General features: G+C 50.4%; 10 protein-coding genes. All 10 read right to left on the bottom strand.

All coding sequences use genetic code 11. The features are described from left to right. Positions 1-174: 174 nt before the first annotated feature. On the bottom strand, positions 175-1,530 hold the full coding sequence (locus VGN67_RS05335; protein ID WP_327485744.1) for a Na(+)-translocating NADH-quinone reductase subunit A: 1,356 nt from the start codon (positions 1,528-1,530) through the stop codon (positions 175-177). A gap of 376 nt (positions 1,531-1,906) precedes the next feature. Further along, positions 1,907-2,194 (bottom strand): hypothetical protein, encoded by a 288-nt coding sequence (locus VGN67_RS05340; protein WP_327485745.1) that lies wholly within the window; start codon positions 2,192-2,194, stop codon positions 1,907-1,909. A gap of 122 nt (positions 2,195-2,316) precedes the next feature. Then, the gene (locus tag VGN67_RS05345) at positions 2,317-4,749 is read right to left on the bottom strand and encodes an ABC transporter permease (protein ID WP_327485746.1); all 2,433 of its coding nucleotides are present in this window, start codon (positions 4,747-4,749) and stop codon (positions 2,317-2,319) included. A 71-nt stretch (positions 4,750-4,820) separates the two neighbouring features. Beyond that, entirely contained in the window at positions 4,821-5,057 is a 237-nt protein-coding gene (locus VGN67_RS05350) for a hypothetical protein (RefSeq protein ID WP_327485747.1), read from the bottom strand. Between the two features lie 138 nt (positions 5,058-5,195). Continuing rightward, a complete protein-coding gene (locus VGN67_RS05355) occupies positions 5,196-7,529 on the bottom strand; it encodes an ABC transporter permease (protein WP_327485748.1) in 2,334 nt (777 codons plus the stop codon). A gap of 137 nt (positions 7,530-7,666) precedes the next feature. Next, entirely contained in the window at positions 7,667-8,134 is a 468-nt protein-coding gene (locus VGN67_RS05360) for a nuclear transport factor 2 family protein (protein ID WP_327485749.1), read from the bottom strand. Positions 8,135-8,166: 32 nt separating this feature from the next. Next, complete coding sequence (locus VGN67_RS05365) at positions 8,167-10,554, bottom strand: ABC transporter permease (protein ID WP_327485750.1); 2,388 nt, start codon at positions 10,552-10,554, stop codon at positions 8,167-8,169. A 44-nt stretch (positions 10,555-10,598) separates the two neighbouring features. Next, positions 10,599-13,043, bottom strand: coding sequence for an ABC transporter permease (locus tag VGN67_RS05370; RefSeq protein WP_327485751.1), 2,445 nt, complete (start codon positions 13,041-13,043; stop codon positions 10,599-10,601). Positions 13,044-13,226: 183 nt separating this feature from the next. Beyond that, positions 13,227-15,629 carry an ABC transporter permease gene (locus VGN67_RS05375; RefSeq protein ID WP_327485752.1) on the bottom strand — a complete coding sequence of 801 codons (2,403 nt, stop codon included), beginning with the start codon at positions 15,627-15,629 and terminating at the stop codon, positions 13,227-13,229. Positions 15,630-15,748: 119 nt separating this feature from the next. Beyond that, the gene (locus VGN67_RS05380) at positions 15,749-18,196 is read right to left on the bottom strand and encodes an ABC transporter permease (RefSeq protein WP_327485753.1); all 2,448 of its coding nucleotides are present in this window, start codon (positions 18,194-18,196) and stop codon (positions 15,749-15,751) included. Between the last annotated feature and the right edge of the window lie 182 nt (positions 18,197-18,378).

The raw sequence follows: 18,378 nt of genomic DNA on the forward strand, positions 1-18,378 counted from the left end.
GTTTCAAATAGGTCATAGTACCGTCAGGGGACCAATTGTCCCGGCGGGTTACGCGAATTCTGGCAATCTGGTAAGCTATATACCCAGGGTCTTCTCCCGTCAGGGATCAGGCTATGAGTTACCGATTCAGATAATTCCTATCAAAATACTGCTGTACGTTACAATCAGGGTCTGTTACCCTTCGAGGCGGACGTACTCCAGCCCCTCAGCGATGATACGCTGTACATCAATCTTGGAGGTACACACAAATTCGCACAGCGCGAAATCTTCCTCCGATACTTCATAAATCCCCAGCTGCTCCATGCGCTCAATATCGCGGGCCAGAATGGCTTTCAGCAGCATTACGGGCAGGATATCCATGGGTAGTACCTTGTCGTACTGCCCGGTCATCACAAAGGCCCGCTCCTCCCCGTGCATGTTGGTGTCGAGCTCATAATTACGCTTGGGAAACAACCACGATAAGTACGTCCGCGACAGGCTCAGCTTATTGACGCCCGGCAACAGCCATCCCAGAAATTCCGGCTGATCGCCTTCGGGTACCACCGTGATCTGGTTCGCATAATGCGACAGAAAATCTTCGTTTGACGAAGTAGCGCCGGTCAGTATGTTTCCCTGAATGATACGTACGCGCTCTCCTTTCAGGCGATTTTCCAGGATAGCGCTGAGCCGTTGTCCGCTTATTACTCTAAAGTATTGGGGGTCCTCTACACAGCTACCCGTCAGGGCTACTATGCGGTCGGCGCGGTAGCGTCCTTCGCTGAACAGCCGCCCTATGATGACGACATCCTGCGGATGCACGTACCAGGCTACTTCATCTTTACGGATGGGCGACAGGTGGTGAATCTGTACGCCAACGTTGCCGGCCGGGTGCGGCCCCTGGAAGTAATGGATGTTTTCAGAAGGTACGCCGGCCAGTTCTTTTTCCGTCAGCTTTTCGTTGGGCCTCAGGCTCAGGTGCAGCTTGCCGGAAGCCAGCTGCGCCAGCACCGCCAGGCCCGTATTAAAATTATCACTTTCCTGCTGCAGTACGTACCCCAGGTCGGGTGCCAGCGGAGCGGTGTCAAAGCACGAAACAAATATACCTTTCGGATGGCCTTCGGGGCTGGCAATCAGGTCGTAAGGGCGCTGCCGGAGGTAGCTCCAGCAGCCACTTTCCAGCAATCGTTCTATGATGGCTTCACGGGAAAGTTCTATTGGATTAGCGGGAGTAAAATTAACGTAACGACGTTCATCCTGGTCCGGCATAATCCGTATTTCCATGATGCGCCGCTTGGCTCCGCGAACTACTTCCACGACCTCCCCACTTACGGGAGAAACCACCTTTATGGCAGGGTTATTTTTATCAAAAAATACGGGCTGGCCTGCCAATACCTCATCCCCCACCTCCACCATAAGCTTCGGAACAACTGACTTAAAATCAGTTGGTTTGACGGCAATAATAGCTAAGTCTGGCTGTGGTGTGAGGGTATAAGCGGCCTTACCGATAAGATTAATATCGTAGCCTTTTCGTAGGGTAACTGTTTTACTCATAATGCTACAAAATCTTTTAATAATTCAATGATAAGATTTTCTAACCTATTTCCTACTGTATAAATAAAACATTTTTCATTATTTTCAGGTAACCTTTCCGGCAACAGCTACCTATCCCCTTGCTTGCTTCCTATTTCCTTGAAATCAGGCACTTTCATGCTTCTTTCTAAAGTACCATTCGTAAAAAAACCCATAGTTCCAGCCGCATTTTTTCATCCCTACCCTTCCTGTCCCTGTCCGGCTCCTGACAATAAAAAAAGTGCTCATAAATGAGCACTTTTAGAAACAGATAAATAATCCTGCGCGACAAAAAGCTCCAACTGGCCCTTAGGTACTTGCCCCGGTTCCGGTCCCCAGCATAATAGCCGGGAGTTTTTTAAGCCGTTGCCCCCTGCAAATACCGCCGGCTCTCTTTCTTGACAAAGGTAATGGGCACAAATTCATCGGTTGGTGCCCCGATATAGTATACCGTCCAGTCGGGATCGTGGTGCGACAACATCTCGCTGATGCAGTCGGCGCGGTGGCCCTGGGGATTGCTACAGTCGTCCCAGTAAAACAGCTCCACGCGGTAGTGCAGCTGATGCTTCTGACCATTGATCGTAACTTCAACTTCAATCTCCTGCTTGCCTGGAAGCGGAGGAATGGGGATAGCTATGTGGCTCATACGTGTTAATTATTAAAAGGTTAAGTATAAATTAATTTAAAGGTTAAAAGGTGGCCTCCCAGAAGAGCGCCTCCCGGAGGAGCGCCTCCCGGAGGAGCGCTCCGCTTTTCATTTTTAACTTTTCACTCGCTCCGCAGCGACTTCACCGGATTCGTCAGGGCAGCCTTTATACTTTGGAAACTTACCGTCAGCAGCGCAATGGCGGCAGTAAGTACTCCTGCTGCCAGGAACACCCACCAGGACAGGGTAATCCGGTAGGCAAAGTCCTGCAGCCACTGGTCCATCACGTACCAGGCCATTGGTGTAGCTACCACTATGGCTATTAAGACCAATACCAGGAAATCACGGGAAAGCAGGGCTATAATACTCTTTACCGACGCCCCAAGTACCTTCCGGATGCCAATCTCCTTCGTACGTTGCTCGGCTGTAAAGGCAGCCAGACCAAACAATCCAAGACAAGCCACCAGTACCGCCAGTCCCGTAAACAGACTGAACAGCCAGCTAAACCGGCGTTCGGCACGGTACTGCTCGTCGAACTTCTGGTCCAGAAAAAAGTACTCAAAAGGACTGTCGGGATAGAGCTGCTTCCACAGGCTACCAAGCTGGTCGATACTACGGCTATACTGCCGGGTGTCGAGTTTCAGCGAGAAGTAAGACATCTGGCTCGACGGAGCGCACAGGTACAGCGTGGGGCGGGTGGGTTGTTTGAGCGATTCAATGTGGAAATCTTCCACTACCCCCACAATCTGCTTATCATTCTCCCGGCTGGCTTCGCTTCCTCCGAATACCAAAGCCTCGCCCACGGCGGCCTCGGGCGAAGAAAAGCCCATGGCCTTCAGCGCCGCCCGGTTGATGATGTACCGGCTCCGCCACTGAGGACTTTGCCCTCTGAATGACTCTCCGGCCAACCGTTTTACGCCGTAGGTATCCATAAAATGTTCATCCACGTTGACGAAGTAAAAGGTCTGTTTCTGGTCGGTGATATTTTTCTTCCAGTACACCCCTTCGCTGGTACCACCAATCTGGTTGATGCCGTCGCCGGGTACCACCGACGACGTCGCCATCTGTTGCACGCCCGGCAGTTGCTCCGCCTCCGCCCGGAATATATCAAACCGGGTCTGGTAGATAGAGTCCTCACGGTAGTCGTGCAGGGGCGCTTTTACCACCAGCATCTGGTCGGTTGTGAGGCCCAGGTCGTGGTGCTCTATGTAGATTAATTGCCGGTAAATGGTCATCGTCGCTACCAGCATCACGACCGTACACACCAACTGAACCACCACGAGTACCCGCCGCAACGCTACCCCCTGCCCCGAGCGGGCAAAGCTGCCTTGCAGCATAGAGAGCGGCCGGTAGCCCGACAAGACCAGCGCCGGATAGGTACCTGACCCCAGCACGCTCAGCACAAAAAGACTTACAAGTACTCCTGCATAGAATGGGGTTTGGGCAAAGCCACTTCCTGACAGGGGTCGCCCCGTCAGTTCATCGAAGGTCGCCCCGAAGCTTTGCGTGAGCAGAATTGCCCCTCCTACCGCCAGCGCATTAATGAGAAATGCCTCGGCCAGGAACTGCCCGATGAGCTGGCTTCGTCCGGCACCGATGGTTTTGCGCAGACCAACCTCTTTGGCCCGGGTTAGCGAGCGGGCCGTGGTGAGATTGCTGTAGTTAATCCAGGCAATCAGCAGGATGACCACCGCCAGCAATACCAGAAAGTAAACAATACGGGCGCTGCCGTTGGGCTCGTGCTCGTAGGTCAGGTCCGAGTGGAGGTGGATGTTTGTCAGGGGCTGCATCTGGAGCCGAAGACTGCTTTTGCTCAGGTACTTCTCATTGAGTTCAGCCAGTTTAGCCTGTACCCGTTCCGAATTAGCGTCGGGACGGAGTTGAAAGTAGTTATAGTCCCAGTAGTTATCCCAGTTGTCCTCGTGGCCCGCGCTGTAGAGCGTCTGGTACGACAGCAGCATCTCAAACTTGAAGTGCGTGTTGGGTGGCACGTCCTCTACCACGGCCGTTACGGTGTGCAGGCCGGTGAACCAGCCCCCGGCCAGGCGCAGCGTCTGACCCACCGGATTGCGGTTGCCGAAGTACCGCCGGGCCGTTGATTCAGTAAGTAATATGGTATTAGGCTTTGTCAGCGCCCCTTCTGCCCGGCCATAGATAGTCCGGTACGGAAACATCCGCAGGAAGCCTTCGTCTACGGCGTAGGCGCTTTTCTGGAGCAGCGGTGTCGTGCCCCGGAAGGCGGCCAGGTCACGGGCGCTGTAAATACGGGTATAATCCACTACCTCCGGTACCTCAGCCTTTAGGGCTGGCCCGATGGCGCTGTGCGAGTTGGCATCGCGGCTCTCTACGGTACCGTTGGTGTAGTTCTCGGTGTAGATACGCCAGATGTCGTTCGCATAAGGACTTTGCCGGTCGTAGCTCTTCTCAAACCACACGTACTGCATAATCAGCAAACAGGCCGCTAGACCAATAGCCAGCCCCCCCACGGTAATGACCGTGAACCCCCGGTGTCGCCACAGATTTCTAAGCGCTATTTTCAGGTAGTTTGTTAACATGAGCTGTAGGCTGTATGCGTTAGGCTTTATGCTTTTTTGTGTCTCTGCGTTGGGTATTATCCCTCCCCGGGCTACTGCCGGGGCTGCTGTGAAAACTTGGGCGGCGACTGCGCGTTGGTACGGTTGCCGTCCTTGTTCCATACTTTGGCCAGACTAATCAGCGCCGGAAACGGCATTTCCAGCTGTCTGGAGTAACTGTTGTCCGTTTGTGTTTCTGCAGTGGTGCGCTTCCGAAGCCGCGTCCTGTCCCACGAAACCAAACGTAGAACGGAGATAAAAAACTTATAGCTTACACCTCGCCGCACCATTGCAGAAACATTTTGTTAGCAACATGTGCCCTTCTTCTCGCAACTTGTAGCCGGTCGTTACATTGTCGTCATGGTGTCACGGAATAGAATTAATTGTCTCGCCATCGTCACAGCCTGCCAAAGAATGTTCTACCTTTTTTACTCTGCTTTTAAAACTTTCACAGGTTCAATTTGCCCCGCTCGAATGGTTTGGGAGAGGACAGTCAGTAGCCCGACTAGGGCAACCAAACCAAAGCCCAGGCTCAAATTTATAAAACCCAAATCAAGCTCACTGCCCATTTCTTGTCTTAATAAATCACCGCAAAACAAGCCCAATGGAGCGCCAATCAGCCCGGCAATTAGCATAAGTATGCCAAATTTTCTGGTAACTATCCACACCAATTTTAGGTTATTTGCTCCCATTACTTTTCGTATACCCAACTCTTTGGTGCGTGTTTCTACGGAATAACTTGCTATGCCTAAAATACCCAAAGCAGCGATTATCATGACAATCAGGGCAGCGCCTCCAAAAATTTCCATTTCTCCACTGATTTCTCCTGAATAACGGTGCTCTTTTAAGTTATAAAGATTTGCTGTTTTTTCAGGAAAATTATTTTTCCATAAGGACTGAATGGCTTTGGTCACTTCCAAATCTGTATTTGGCTTTATTTTAATGGTCAAGGTGGCTATTTCATTTGGTAAATACCGATACATCAAAGGGGTTACTTGACCAATTGTTTCATTGGGCATAATGCCAATAACTTGTACATAGGCAGAGTCCAGTACTAGATTTTGCCCCACTAAATTCTCCGATTTAGATTCGAATAATTTTGCGGCAGCTTCATTCACCAACACATATTGCTCCGTACTTTGGGGCATATTTTCAGGAAAATTTTGACCGGATTTTAAGCTGATACCTTCCGTTTCAATTGTTTTTGGATCAATACTTACGTAATTTATTTCCAGAGTTTTATCGTTTAATCTTACAGAATCTTTGCCCATTTTAATCGGTTCGTAATACCAGTTAGTTGCCAAAGCCGTTTCTACCTGACTTAACTGACTTATTTCGTTTTGGAGATTGTCATATTTTTCACCTTTTAAATCCAGTGTCAGAACATTGGATGGCACGGTTGAGCTAATGGTTGCATTGTTTTTTATATCATAATCGGCTACTATGACAACCAATATCATAAACAGGATGGTCACTGAAAATTGTACAACAATCAACGCTTTGTAGACTTCAACACCCCGGAACAGCTTTATATTCTTCATTTTACGCAAAGTCTGTATGGGCTGAAACGCTGATAATAGCCATGAAGGAAATGCCCCAGCGACTAAACCTGTGATAACTGCGTAGGTTAAAAGGGCTAAAATTAAGATTGGATCCCAGGAAAACCTCACATCATCCATATCGGGTATATAGTGGGCTAAAATAGTAACACATGGCACTGTAAACAACAAAGCAAATAGGGCAACAATGGTCGATTCCAGTAGAAATTGACCAATAATTTGTCTTCTTTTAGCACCTATCGTTTTGCGAATACCTACTTCCTGCGCCCGGGAGAAGGCACGCGCCAATGCCAAACTGATGTAGTTGAAAGCAGCAAAAACGGTCAAGGCTAGAATTAATAATAGCTGTGTGTTTATGCCATCCCAATCTGTGCCTGCATTGCGGTCATTTTTAATGTCCTTGTTTCCAGGGGTAATATCTTCTATGGGTTGTGCCAAAAATTGAAGATTGCTCTTATCCAATTTCCGATTATAGTTTTGGAGCGTTGTATTGAGCTGCTTTACATTATCTTCTGATTTTAAACGTGCGTAAATTGCTGAACTCTTGAAGTCTCCCCAATTTTGTGAAATAGTACTAATTGCTCCTTTTTTTTCAAGAATTTCAGCAGAACTGATAGATAACATTGCCTCAATGCGTAGATGTGTTTCCAAAGGCGGGTCCTGGATAATTCCCTCAACGGTATAAGAACCTAAATTTTCAAATTGAACAGTTTGTCCTAAAACATTGGTGCTGCCAAATATTTTTTCTGCTGTTTTTTCATTTAAAAAAAGAGAAGTGTTGTTATTGGTAAGGCTTTGTGCATTACCTGACAATAATTTAAAGCCAAAAACTTCAAAAAAAGAAGGCTCTGAAAATTTTATGTCAACAGGTACATCACCCTTGTCTGTTTGCAAGTTATATTTTCCTGCCAGACGAACTTTTACCGTTTGTTCAACCAGAGAGATGCTTTCGATTTGAGTCGCCAATGGCAATGGAGCTGTTGCCCATTTGGTTTGCTCACCCTCATTTGTTTCCTGCGTTAGTATTCGCACTATTTGATTTAATTTTGGATGAAAATGGTCTGTATCAAAAGTGGCTTGTAGGCCTGTAAAAAGAATAACACCTACCGCCATACTCAATGACAAGCTCAGTATATTGACTACTGAAAAAAGTTTGTTTTTCCAGAGTATCCGTGAAGCGATTTTTAGATTGTTCTTTATCATGGCTGCGTTAGGTGGTTAGGCGTTAGCTATTAGCTGTTAGCTGTTAGTTCTTTTTTCTGATATCTTGGGCCCAAGTTTCTTCACCGTGACCTGTATCCCTACGAGTCACGGTGAAGAAACGCAGGGTTTTTGCGTCTCTACTGCCGGGGCTGCTGCGTAAACTTGGGCGGCGACTGCCACAGCACATTTACAATGTACCAGGTACCATTCTCCTTCATGAGGTGGATGTAGTCAATGCCCCACACGGCCTTTACCCTGGCTGATGCCGTCTTGTCGGCTATCTCGAATACTTCCACCTCCCGCGGCGACTGCGCGTTGGTACGGTTGCCGTCTTTGTTCCACACTTTGGCCAGGCTAATCAGCGCCGGAAACGGCATTTCCAGCTGTCTGGAGTAATTATTTTCCTTCGTGCTATACGAGAAGCCCCGCTTCTGCAGGCTCGGGTGAATACTCTGGTACGCCAGCGTGGTGTCTACTTTATAAAAAGCATCAATATAGTTGAAGCAGGCCTGCTTGACGGCCACCAGGTCTTCGGTTTGGTTGTTTTGAGCATAAGCAGCGGAAAAGGCCGCGGCAAACAGGATAGTTGTCAGTAGTTTTTTCATGGCAAGTGATATAGATAAGTTCATGACTAAAATTATTCTGAACGTAAATTATTGACTGGATTAGCGGTAGCGGCCCGATATACTCTTGACCCAATGATCAGGCTGCCACTGAGCAGGACAATCAGGAAGGTGGCAATGTATGCTTCGGGACCAATGTCCGGATGGTACTTGTAGATGAAATTAAAAATAAGTTTGCTGGTAAAGAGGTATCCCAGCGATGAACCCAGCACAAACGCCACCAGCAGGATTCGCCCGAACTCCCGGTTGATTAGTACCACAATCTGCCATACCGACGCGCCCAGTATCTTTCGCATACCAATTTCTTTGCTCCGCTTGTCAATATTCAAGGAAATCAGGGCGAACAAACCCGAAGCAGACAGCAGTAAGGTGACAATCGCCAGGAAAAAGGCAATTGATTTAAAGCCCTGCGTCAGCCGTACTTCCTTCTCAATCATTTCGGATTGTAAGAAACCCTTGTAGGGTACATTGGGTACGGCCTTGCGCCAGGCTGCCTGCAAAAAGCTGGCAACCTGAGGCAGTTCCTTCTCGTTGGACCGCACCACCATCAGCTTATACTCCTCGGGCCGGGCCAGACGTAGTACACAGGGAGGTACCAGCCCGTGCAAACCGTATTCTTTGTAGTCTTTCACTACTCCCACTATGTTGTAGTAGGTACTGTCCAACTGGATACGCTGCCCTAGTGGCTGCGTCAGGTTCAGTTGTTTCAGAAAGGTTTCGTTCACCAGAATGGACTCCTCCGCATCGGCTCCGGATTCGTAGAAGTGACGGCCCTGCGCCAGGCGTACACCCATGCTGTTCAGGTACGCTTCGCCCCCCACATGGGCGACCTGGGCTTGTATGTGCCGGTCCGGCAGAGCGGCCTTAGCGGTATACGAGCCATCGCCAATCTGGTGGGTGGTTCCGGCTACACCGGCTACCTGCGGGTGGTGCAAAATCGCCTGTCGGAAAGCTGTATACTCCTGCGGGCTGTTGACTTCAACCACGGCTACCTCCTGGATAGCGTACCCAAAATCCACTTCCTTTTGAAAGGATGCATTTTGGGTCATGACAATACCGACAATCAGCGCAAAACAGGAAAGACCAAACTGGGCAATTAGCAGGAAGCGGGAGAATCGGTTGGTCGAGCCAAAAGTTGTTTTTCCTTTAAGAATCTTGACCGGTTGGAAAGAACTGATGTAGAGGGCGGGATAGAGGCCCGAAAATACAGCACTGACAAGGGGCAACAGCAGCAGAAACAGCCACAGCTTATAGTTATGGCTAAAGTCCATGGTCAGATTTAGCTCAGTGGCCTGATTCAGAACCGGCAGTAGCATCCCAACGAAAAGCAGGGCTATCAGGGATGCCAGCACACACAGAATGATATTTTCGGTCAGGAATTGCCGAATGAGCTGTACTTTAAGGCCACCCACTACTTTACGAATTCCTATTTCCTTTAACCGGCCACTGGAAAACGCGATGGAGATATTGGTAAAATTAAAGCAGGTAATAAGCAGGATAAACAATGACATCAGCGCCGGTACAATCACCAGTACTCCGCGGGGATTGGTCGTGAGTTGTCGGCCATGTACATAGCCCGGCATATCTACATCCGAACTGGTAGCCAGTTCCCGAAACGGCTGCAGATAAAAGTTAGCCACCTGCCAGTCGGACCGGTTTCGGTTATGGATAGCGACGTAGGGCTGCGTAGCCGCCATACTCTTATGGGCAATCTGCTCGTCTTTTACCTCCACAAACGTAGTAATCAGCGTCGGATTGGCCCAATCGTTAGGATCGCCCCCTGCGGACCTCAGTCCGTTCTCAAATGAAGTAATCAGGTCAAACTGAATGCTGGAATTATCCGGAATCTTCTGAGCCACGGCTGCCACCGTATATACTCTTTCGCTCTGGTCGGACTGTACCACCGTCAGTGATTTCCCGACCGGTACCTGACCAGGAAAGTACTTAGCGGCCAGCGTTTCACTGATGACTACCTGGTTGGGCAGGCCAAAGCCGGAAAGATTACCAGACTTGAGCGGAAAGGTAAAAAACTCAAACAGAGCCTTGTCGCTGTAATGGATGCGCTCTTCAAAGGTATGCTCTCCCCGCTTTACTATGACGCTAGCACTATGTAGTCGGGCAATCCGGTCAATACCAGCTAAGTTCTTCTGCACGGCCTCGCCCAGGGGCACCGGCGAAACGCCCCAGGGCTGCTGATTTCCTTCAACTATCCGGGTGCTGTTGAGCCGGTATATCCTCTCGGTCCGCTCATGATTCCGGTTAAATTCAGCGCGGTAGTTGTAGTTGAGGTACGCCAGCAGACAGCAGGCGATGGCAAAGCCCATCCCGACCAGGTTGACGACAACATATATCTTGTTACGCCAAAGAATGCGGAATGCAATTTTTAAGTAGGTCGTTAGCATGGGCTTTTCAGGATATTATATAGTGTTATTTATACGCTTTTTTATTACTCAGACCGCAAACTCTTCACCGGATTCATCAGCGCGGCCTTAATACTCTGATAGCTCACCGTGGCCAAAGAAATGACAATGGCTGTCAAGCCCGCCAAAGCAAACACCCACCACGAAATAGTGATATGGTAGGCAAAATCGGCCAGCCATTGTTCCATGAAGTACCAGGCAATCGGACTGGCGATTACCAAAGCAATCAACACTAGCAGCACGAAGTCTTTGGACAACATCCCGGCGATACTGGCAATACTCGCCCCCAGTACCTTGCGGACGCCGATTTCCTTAGTTCGCTGGAAAGCCGTAAGCGTGGCCAGACCAAACAATCCCAGACAGCTGATGAGGATGGCGATGCCCGTGGAGAGATTGATGATCTGAGTCATCCGGCGCTCGGATTCATAGTACTGCGCGATCATGTCGTCGTAGAACTTGTACTCGAAGGGCGCATCGGGGTAGGTCTGCTTCCACAAGGCTTCCATTTTTCGGATACCCGCCTGCCAGTCGGACGGTTTGTTGGAAGCTAGCTTTATGTTGAAGGAGGCTCCGATATCTTTTTGAGTATAAAATGCCAGCGGGTCGATTTTTCGGTCAAAAGTGGACGAATGAAAATCGGCCATGACTCCCACAATTGGGGTAGGTATAGAACTTCCGATAAATTTACCCACCGCATCCTGCGGGGTTCGAAAACCAAATTCCCGCATAGCCGTTTCGTTAATGATATATTCCCGCACGGTGTCGCTGGGTAGGATATTTCGGCCGGCCAAGAGTTGTATACCGTACGTCTGCAGGAAATCGACATCCCCAATTTTGAGATACACATTGCGCTCTACCTTGCCTTTAGAGCCTTCGTAAATCATCGTCGAACTAGCAAAACCTTGGCTGAACGGTGCGTTGCCCAGGCTCACTTTACCTACCTCAGGAAGGTTTTTGATCTCCTCCTTTAGAACAAAATGCTTGTTGCGGTAGGCTTCTTTTTCTGCCAATTCATAAGGAACGCGAAAGGTAAGCACGGCTTCCCGATCGAAGCCCAGGTCCGACTCAAGTACAAAATGCAGTTGCTGGTTCACAACAATAGCTCCGATTACAAAGGCTTGTGCAATCACAAACTGAAAAACAATCAAACTTTTGCGCAGTGAAAAGCTGTTTTTGCCGATTCTTACGTCGGCCTGTCCGCGTAGCACCTGAGTGGGCTGAAAACGGGTAATGAGCAAGCTTGGATACCAGCCCGCCAGGATGCTTACCGCGACAATTAACAATGCCATAAAAAATAGCGTTTGCCCGATGTTGGGATAAAGATCCATTCCTTCCGGAAACAAATCACCCAGGCTGTTGCGGAAGGTCATCGTCCAGACATACGCGAAGCCACAAGCCAGGAGCGTAGTCAGCAACGTCTCGCCCAGAAAATGCCCTACCAAGCCACTCCGCGAGCTACCCAGGGTTTTACGGATGCCGATTTCGCGGGCCCGCTGTGGAATTTGCGCCGTAGTGAGGTTGATGTAATTGACTACCGCTAACGCCAGCAGGAATGCCGCCAGCCCCATGAGGGCAATTAGTACTTTTTTGTCAACTACCCGGTTCTGAGCTTCATAAAACGTGTTAAAATGCTCTTCCGCCAAGGGAATTAGTTCATACGTTGCCGATGTTCCGCCTGATTTTTCGATTATTGCTTTGGCTTTTTTAGAAACCAATGCGTTAATCTTAGCGGCTAATCTTGTTGCGTCAGTACTCTGGGCTCGCAACACATATACCTGGTCATTGGAGCCTGTACCGGACCAGCCTTCTTCAAAATCCCTACTCCATTGCCCTTGCTGGATAGTAGGCAACGATAGAAACTCCTTGCCCGTAAACGAAGTCGAGCGCCCCAAATCCGCCACTACGCCCGTTACTTTCACTGCCAGCGTGTCCCAGTACAAAATCGTTTTACCCAGCATCTGCTCGGGCGTAAGGCTGGGGAAATATTTTTCGGCACTTGATTGGGTAAGTACTACTTCATTGGGTTCTGTTAAGTTTTTGGCAGGTGTCCCCGCCAGCCATTCATAGGGCACCAGTTGAAAGTACTCGGCGTTGGTAGCCAGCACCCCTTCTACGCCCGAAAATAGTAGGGGCTTACCTGAAGGCTGTGGCACCTGTAAACTCTGCACCCATTGGCCGTACAGTCCGACAACCATGTCCACGCCGCCGATTTCCTGCCGAATGGCAGCGGCCATCGGCTTGGGTACCCCCGCATTGCCGCTTTCCTTACCATCGAACGAAAAACGCGAAACGACTTTATAAATCCGGTCACGGTGGGGCTGGTCGGCATCGAAGCTGAACTCGTAGTTGACCAGTTGGAAAATCATCCAGCAAGCCGCCAAACCAATGGAAAGGCCCAGCACGTTGAGCGCAGTGAACAGACGGTTGCGCCACAGTTGTCGGAAGGCGAGTTTGAGGTAGTTGGGGAGCATGGTTTTCTATTGATTTGAGTTTCGGGTTAATGGGCAACGGGTAATCGCAAAACGGCATTTTATATAAACTTTATGGATCATTCTTGATAAAGAGAAAATCGGGAAACGTCGTTTGTCCGGTTGACGCCTCGGGGTACCCCGCGCTAACGTTTTGACCCAAAATGAACTGGCGTATATCGGGTGTCATTCGCTTCTTAACGATTTCACCGGATTCATCAAGGCGGCTTTGATGCTTTGCGAACTAACCGTCGCTAGCGCAATCAGTACCGTAAAAAGAGCGGCACCCAGTAGCAGCCCTGCACTCAGGTCTACGTGCAATGGGTACAGGTCGAGCCAGCGGTTCAGCGACCACCAGGCCACCGGCAGAGCGATGAGCAAAGCCAGGACAATCAGCCACAACAGGTCGCGGGAAAGCAGCGTCGCTATTTCGGCTACCGAAGCTCCCATGACTTTACGAACCCCGATTTCCTTGGTACGTCGCTCAGCAGAAAAGGTAGCGATGCCGAATAAGCCGAGACACGAGATAAACAGGCATATACCCGCGGCCAGGGTAATAATCTCCCGCAGGCGCGTTTCCAGCTCGTACTGCCGGGCCAGCACCGAATCCAGGTACTGGTAGTGGTAGTAGTGGTTGGGTACTATAGACCGGTATGTCCGGTCCAGCAGGGCTATTGTCTGAGCCTGGTTTTCGGGTTTGATTTTGACCCATACTTCACCAAAGGTCATATCGGCGTCGCCTACAAATACCTGTGGCTTTATCTTTTCGTGCAGCGATGAGAAATGGTAATCCCGCACCACCCCAACAACCGTATAGCTTTTGTTGCTGCGCTCGGGGAAAAAGACCTGCTGCCCCAGTGGGTTTTGCCAGCCCGCTTCCCGCACAAAAGCTTCGTTGACCAGCGCGTTGTGGAGGGTATCGGAGGCGTAGGTATTAGAAAAATTACGCCCCTGGGCCAGCTTTATCCCCAACGTAGGCAGGTAGTTTTCGTCAATACGTACGCAGTTGATGTCCAGCTCTTTGTCATTGCCCCGCACACTGGTGTAGTTATCGAGGTAGTCTTTGGTGGCTACACCTTCAATACCGGGTTGATTGGCGAGCTTTTGTCTGAAAAGCCGGGCGGACTGGTCGTTGCCGGGGCGCAGTGCAGGTAGTTCTATACGAACCAGGTTTTCGGGATTGTACCCCAGGTCTTTGGTCGTGAGGAAATCAAACTGGGCAAACACCGTGATTGTCGCGGCAATGAGAAAAACCGACAAGGCAAACTGCACCACGATCAGCCCCTGGCTAAGGTAGTTTTTGCCCCCAAACCCAACGCGGCCGTACAAGACCCGCGCCGGATTAAACCGCGCCAGCACAAAGGCCGGGTAGGAGCCCGCCAGCAGGGTTATGACCACCAAGAGCCCCGCGTATACCAGTACTAGTTGGGCGTCGAACAGGTACGACAGACTAAGGCTTGTGCCAGAAAGGGCATTGAAGTAGGGTAAAACGAGCTGAGCCGCTACCACCGCCAGTGCAAAGGCGAAGAGACTTAACAGCAGTGATTCAGCCAGAAACTGAACCATAAGCTGCCCCCGCTTCCCCCCGATTACCTTCCGGACGCCTACCTCCCGGGCGCGTCGCAGCGAGCGGGCCACGGTCAGATTGACAAAGTTGATGCAGGCAATAAGGAGAATAAATGCGGCTATGCCTCCCAGCAGGTACAGAATCATGGGGCTGGTGGGCATGGCCAGTTCGTTGCCCCCTCCGTAGTCCAGCGTGAGGTGGATGTCGGTCAGTGGCTGGAGGCCAAACTTCCGCTGCTCCTGGTAACCGCGCGCTTCGGCGGCCTTAGCTACCTGCTCCCGCCCCAAAACGGCAAACACCCGGGCCATTTTTTTCTCTACTACTGCCGGGGAGGCGTCGGGGCGTAACACAAAAAAGGTAGCAAGGTACTGGTTAAGCCAGTCCTGATCTTTGAACTTGCTTTCGTGATGCTTGTACGACAGCAGCATTTCAAACTGCAGCGAAGAGTTAGGGACCGGATTACGCGCTACGCCTGTCACCACAAAAGGCTCAAATTGCCCGTTCATTTCCAGACCGAGGGTCTGCCCGAGTACGTGGGTACTGCCAAAGTACTTCATAGCCCCCGCTTCCGTCAGAACAAGGGAGTTAACCCCAGCCAGGGCCGACCGGGAAGTACCTTCCAGGAGAGGGAGCGAAAAGGTTTCAAAGAAGTTATCATCGACGTAATGGGCATCCTGATAAAAACCTTCGTTGTCCCGCCGGACGTTGAAAAACACACCCTGCATTCTGGTTACCGACTCAATCTCGGGAATGGCCGAAGCAAACTCTGGTCCCTGGATGGCTCCGGTGTTGCCCGTCCGGCTCCTGATTTCGGTACCCTCAGCATTGGTGGTAGTATTGGTCAGTCGGTAAATCCGGTCGGCCTTATCATGAAAATTGTCGAAGGTCAGTTCATTCTTGAGGTACAGTGTAATGACCAGCGTACACATAATCCCCAGGCTTAATCCGGCCAGATTAAGCAAGCTGTACACCCGCTGATTAACAGTATTCCGCCAGGCTATCTTAAGATAATTTCTGAGCATGGGTGCTTTAGGTGGTTAGGCTATTAGCTGTTAGCCATTAGCTTTTATGGTTTGTAGAGACGCAAGATATTGCGTCTCTACGTCTGGATTTCTTCTTATACTATATCCTCAATTCTCTCTTACTCCGAGCGTAGCGACTTCACCGGGTTCATCAGCGCGGCCTTGATACTTTGAAAGCTGATGGTGATAAAGGCAATGACTACCGCCAGCAGGCCCGATACCACAAATACCCACCACGGAATATGGATCTTGTACGCGAAGTCAGCCAGCCACTGATTCATGGCGTACCAGGCAATGGGCGAAGCAATGACGATGGCAATGAGTACCAGTTTGAGAAAGTCTTTTGAAAGCAGTAGTACAATGCTGCTCACCGAAGCTCCCATAACCTTCCGCACACCTATTTCCTTGGTCCGTTGTTGTGCCGCGAATGCCGCCAACCCGAACAGGCCCAGACAGGAAATCAGGATAGAAATAAGGGTGAAGTAGCTGACGATACTCGAGGTACGGGCTTCGGCCTCGTAGTTCTTCTGAAAATCCTCATTCAGGAAGGTATATTCAAAGGGCTCATCGGGCCGCAGGGTTTTCCATTTCTGCTCCATAAACCCGAGCACGTTCTGCATGTTATCGGTATTGACGTGCACAATGAGGTAGTTGAATCCGGCCTGGTTTTTCAGCAGGAACGCGTAGGGCTGGATGGTCTGGTGCAGGTTTTCGTAATGAAAATCTTTCACCACCCCCACAATCTCAAACGGATAACTGACGCCTTCCCAGTCGAAGCTCAGCCGCTGGCCAATGGCCTTATCCGCCGGAATTTGAAATTCCTTCAACAGTGCTTCGTTCACCACCATCCGGTCGTTGGTATCGCCCGGAAACCCGCGGGAGAACATCCGCCCCTGCTTCAGCTCAAATCCCATCGTCTGCATGTATTCGTAGTCGACGCGGTTGATTTTGATGTCGTGTCCCTGGTCTTGTGACTGGTCGGGGCGGTGCATCACCAGGTCGGACCCATTGAAGATGCCGGGGTAGGACTGCGCACCTCCTGCTGCTACGACCTGGTTGCTGGAGAGTATTTCGTTTCGGAAGGCGGTGTAAGCAGCACGTGATTCACCTGACCGGAAAGGAATGGCTATCTGCTGGTCCTGTGTAAAGCCCAGTGAGGTATTGCGCAGGTACTTCATCTGCTCCTGAATAACGAACGTAGCCAGTACCAACCCCACCGACACCACAAACTGGAATACCACCAGGCTGCGACGCAAGGCCACCGCCGAAAGGGTATTGGTAAACTTACCTTTGAGTACAAGTGCCGGGTTGAACAGCGACAAATAGAAGGCCGGATAGCTACCCGCTACGAATCCCGTCAGCAGGGCCAGCCCCAGGAACGTCAGCAGGATAGACGGCTCGAGGAGTTCAGTAAAATAGAGCTGTTTGCTGGTCAGTTGGTTAAAAACCGGCAGCAGCAGTACCACCAGTACCAGGGCTATCACCAGCGCCAGCAGCGTTAGTACCATCGACTCACCCAGGAATTGCCGCACCAGCGCAAACTTCTGAGCCCCCATCACCTTACGTACTCCTACTTCCGCCGCCCGCCGGGCCGAGCGCGCCGTGGACAGATTCATAAAGTTGATACAGGCAATCAAGAGCGTAAAAATGGCGATGGAAGCCAGTATGTACAGGTAGGTAGTAGTATTAGTGGGAGTAACGACACTCTGAAACTGGTCGTACAGGTGCAGGTCTTTTATTGATATCAATTGCAAATCCACATCAAAGCCATACTGCTTCAGGTCGGCCCGGGCGTACTTCTCCACAAAGGCCGGTAGCTTCTGCATCAGTTGTCCGGGCTCGGTACCCGGCCGCAACCGCAGGTAGGTAAAGAACATGTTGTTATTGGCAAAATCCAGCCGCCCCTCCCGCAGGAAATTACCAATGCCGCCAGCGTAGATGGGGACAAAGAACCGACCGTCAATATGGGAATGAGCGCTGGCATCGCGGTACACGCCGGTCACTTTGAAATCTTCGCCTAAGCCCAGATCACCACTGATGCGGACCATTTTGTCAAGTGCCGGACTGTTCCCAAACAATTTCTGAGCTACCTCCTCCGACAGTACTACCGAGTTGCGGTCAGCCAGCGCATTGGCAGCACTACCTTCCACAAACTCATAGGAGAACATGTTGAAAAAATTGGAGTCAACCTGATAGCCTTTGCTCTCGTAAAACGAAAGTACCTGTTTTCCCTGCTCGCGTACCTGGATCAGAGCTTTGTTTTCGGGAGCAAACAGGCGGGTACTTTCCTCAATCTCGGGGTACTCCGACTTCAGCGTCGGGGCGTACGGGGCCGGAGAGGTAGCGAACTCCCTACCCGCCGACTGCCCAATCACCGATTTGAGGCCCAGCAGGTACAGGTTGTCGGCATGCTCGTGGTGCTTGTCGTACGATAGTTCGCTTCGGATGTACAGCAGCAGGAGCATACAGCAGGTCAGCCCCACCGACAGCCCCAGAATATTGATGGCAGAGAAAGTCTTGTTACGGATAATATTCCGCCAGGCGATTTTGAGGTAGTTCTTGATCATGGCATTTTTCTTAAAGGATAAAAGGTGAGAAAGCAGGAAGGGAGGAAGGGTACTTTTGGAGGTAGCTGATGCTTTCTCCCTTATGTAATTCACTTATTTCTGACTCTATATTCTTTTATATATTTCATCTTTTGTCAATGTTTCTGTACCGGGAGGCAGCTTTCAACGACTAAATACTTCTT

The sequence above is a fragment of the Telluribacter sp. genome (genome assembly GCF_035998675.1).
Lineage (GTDB): Bacteria > Bacteroidota > Bacteroidia > Cytophagales > Spirosomataceae > Telluribacter.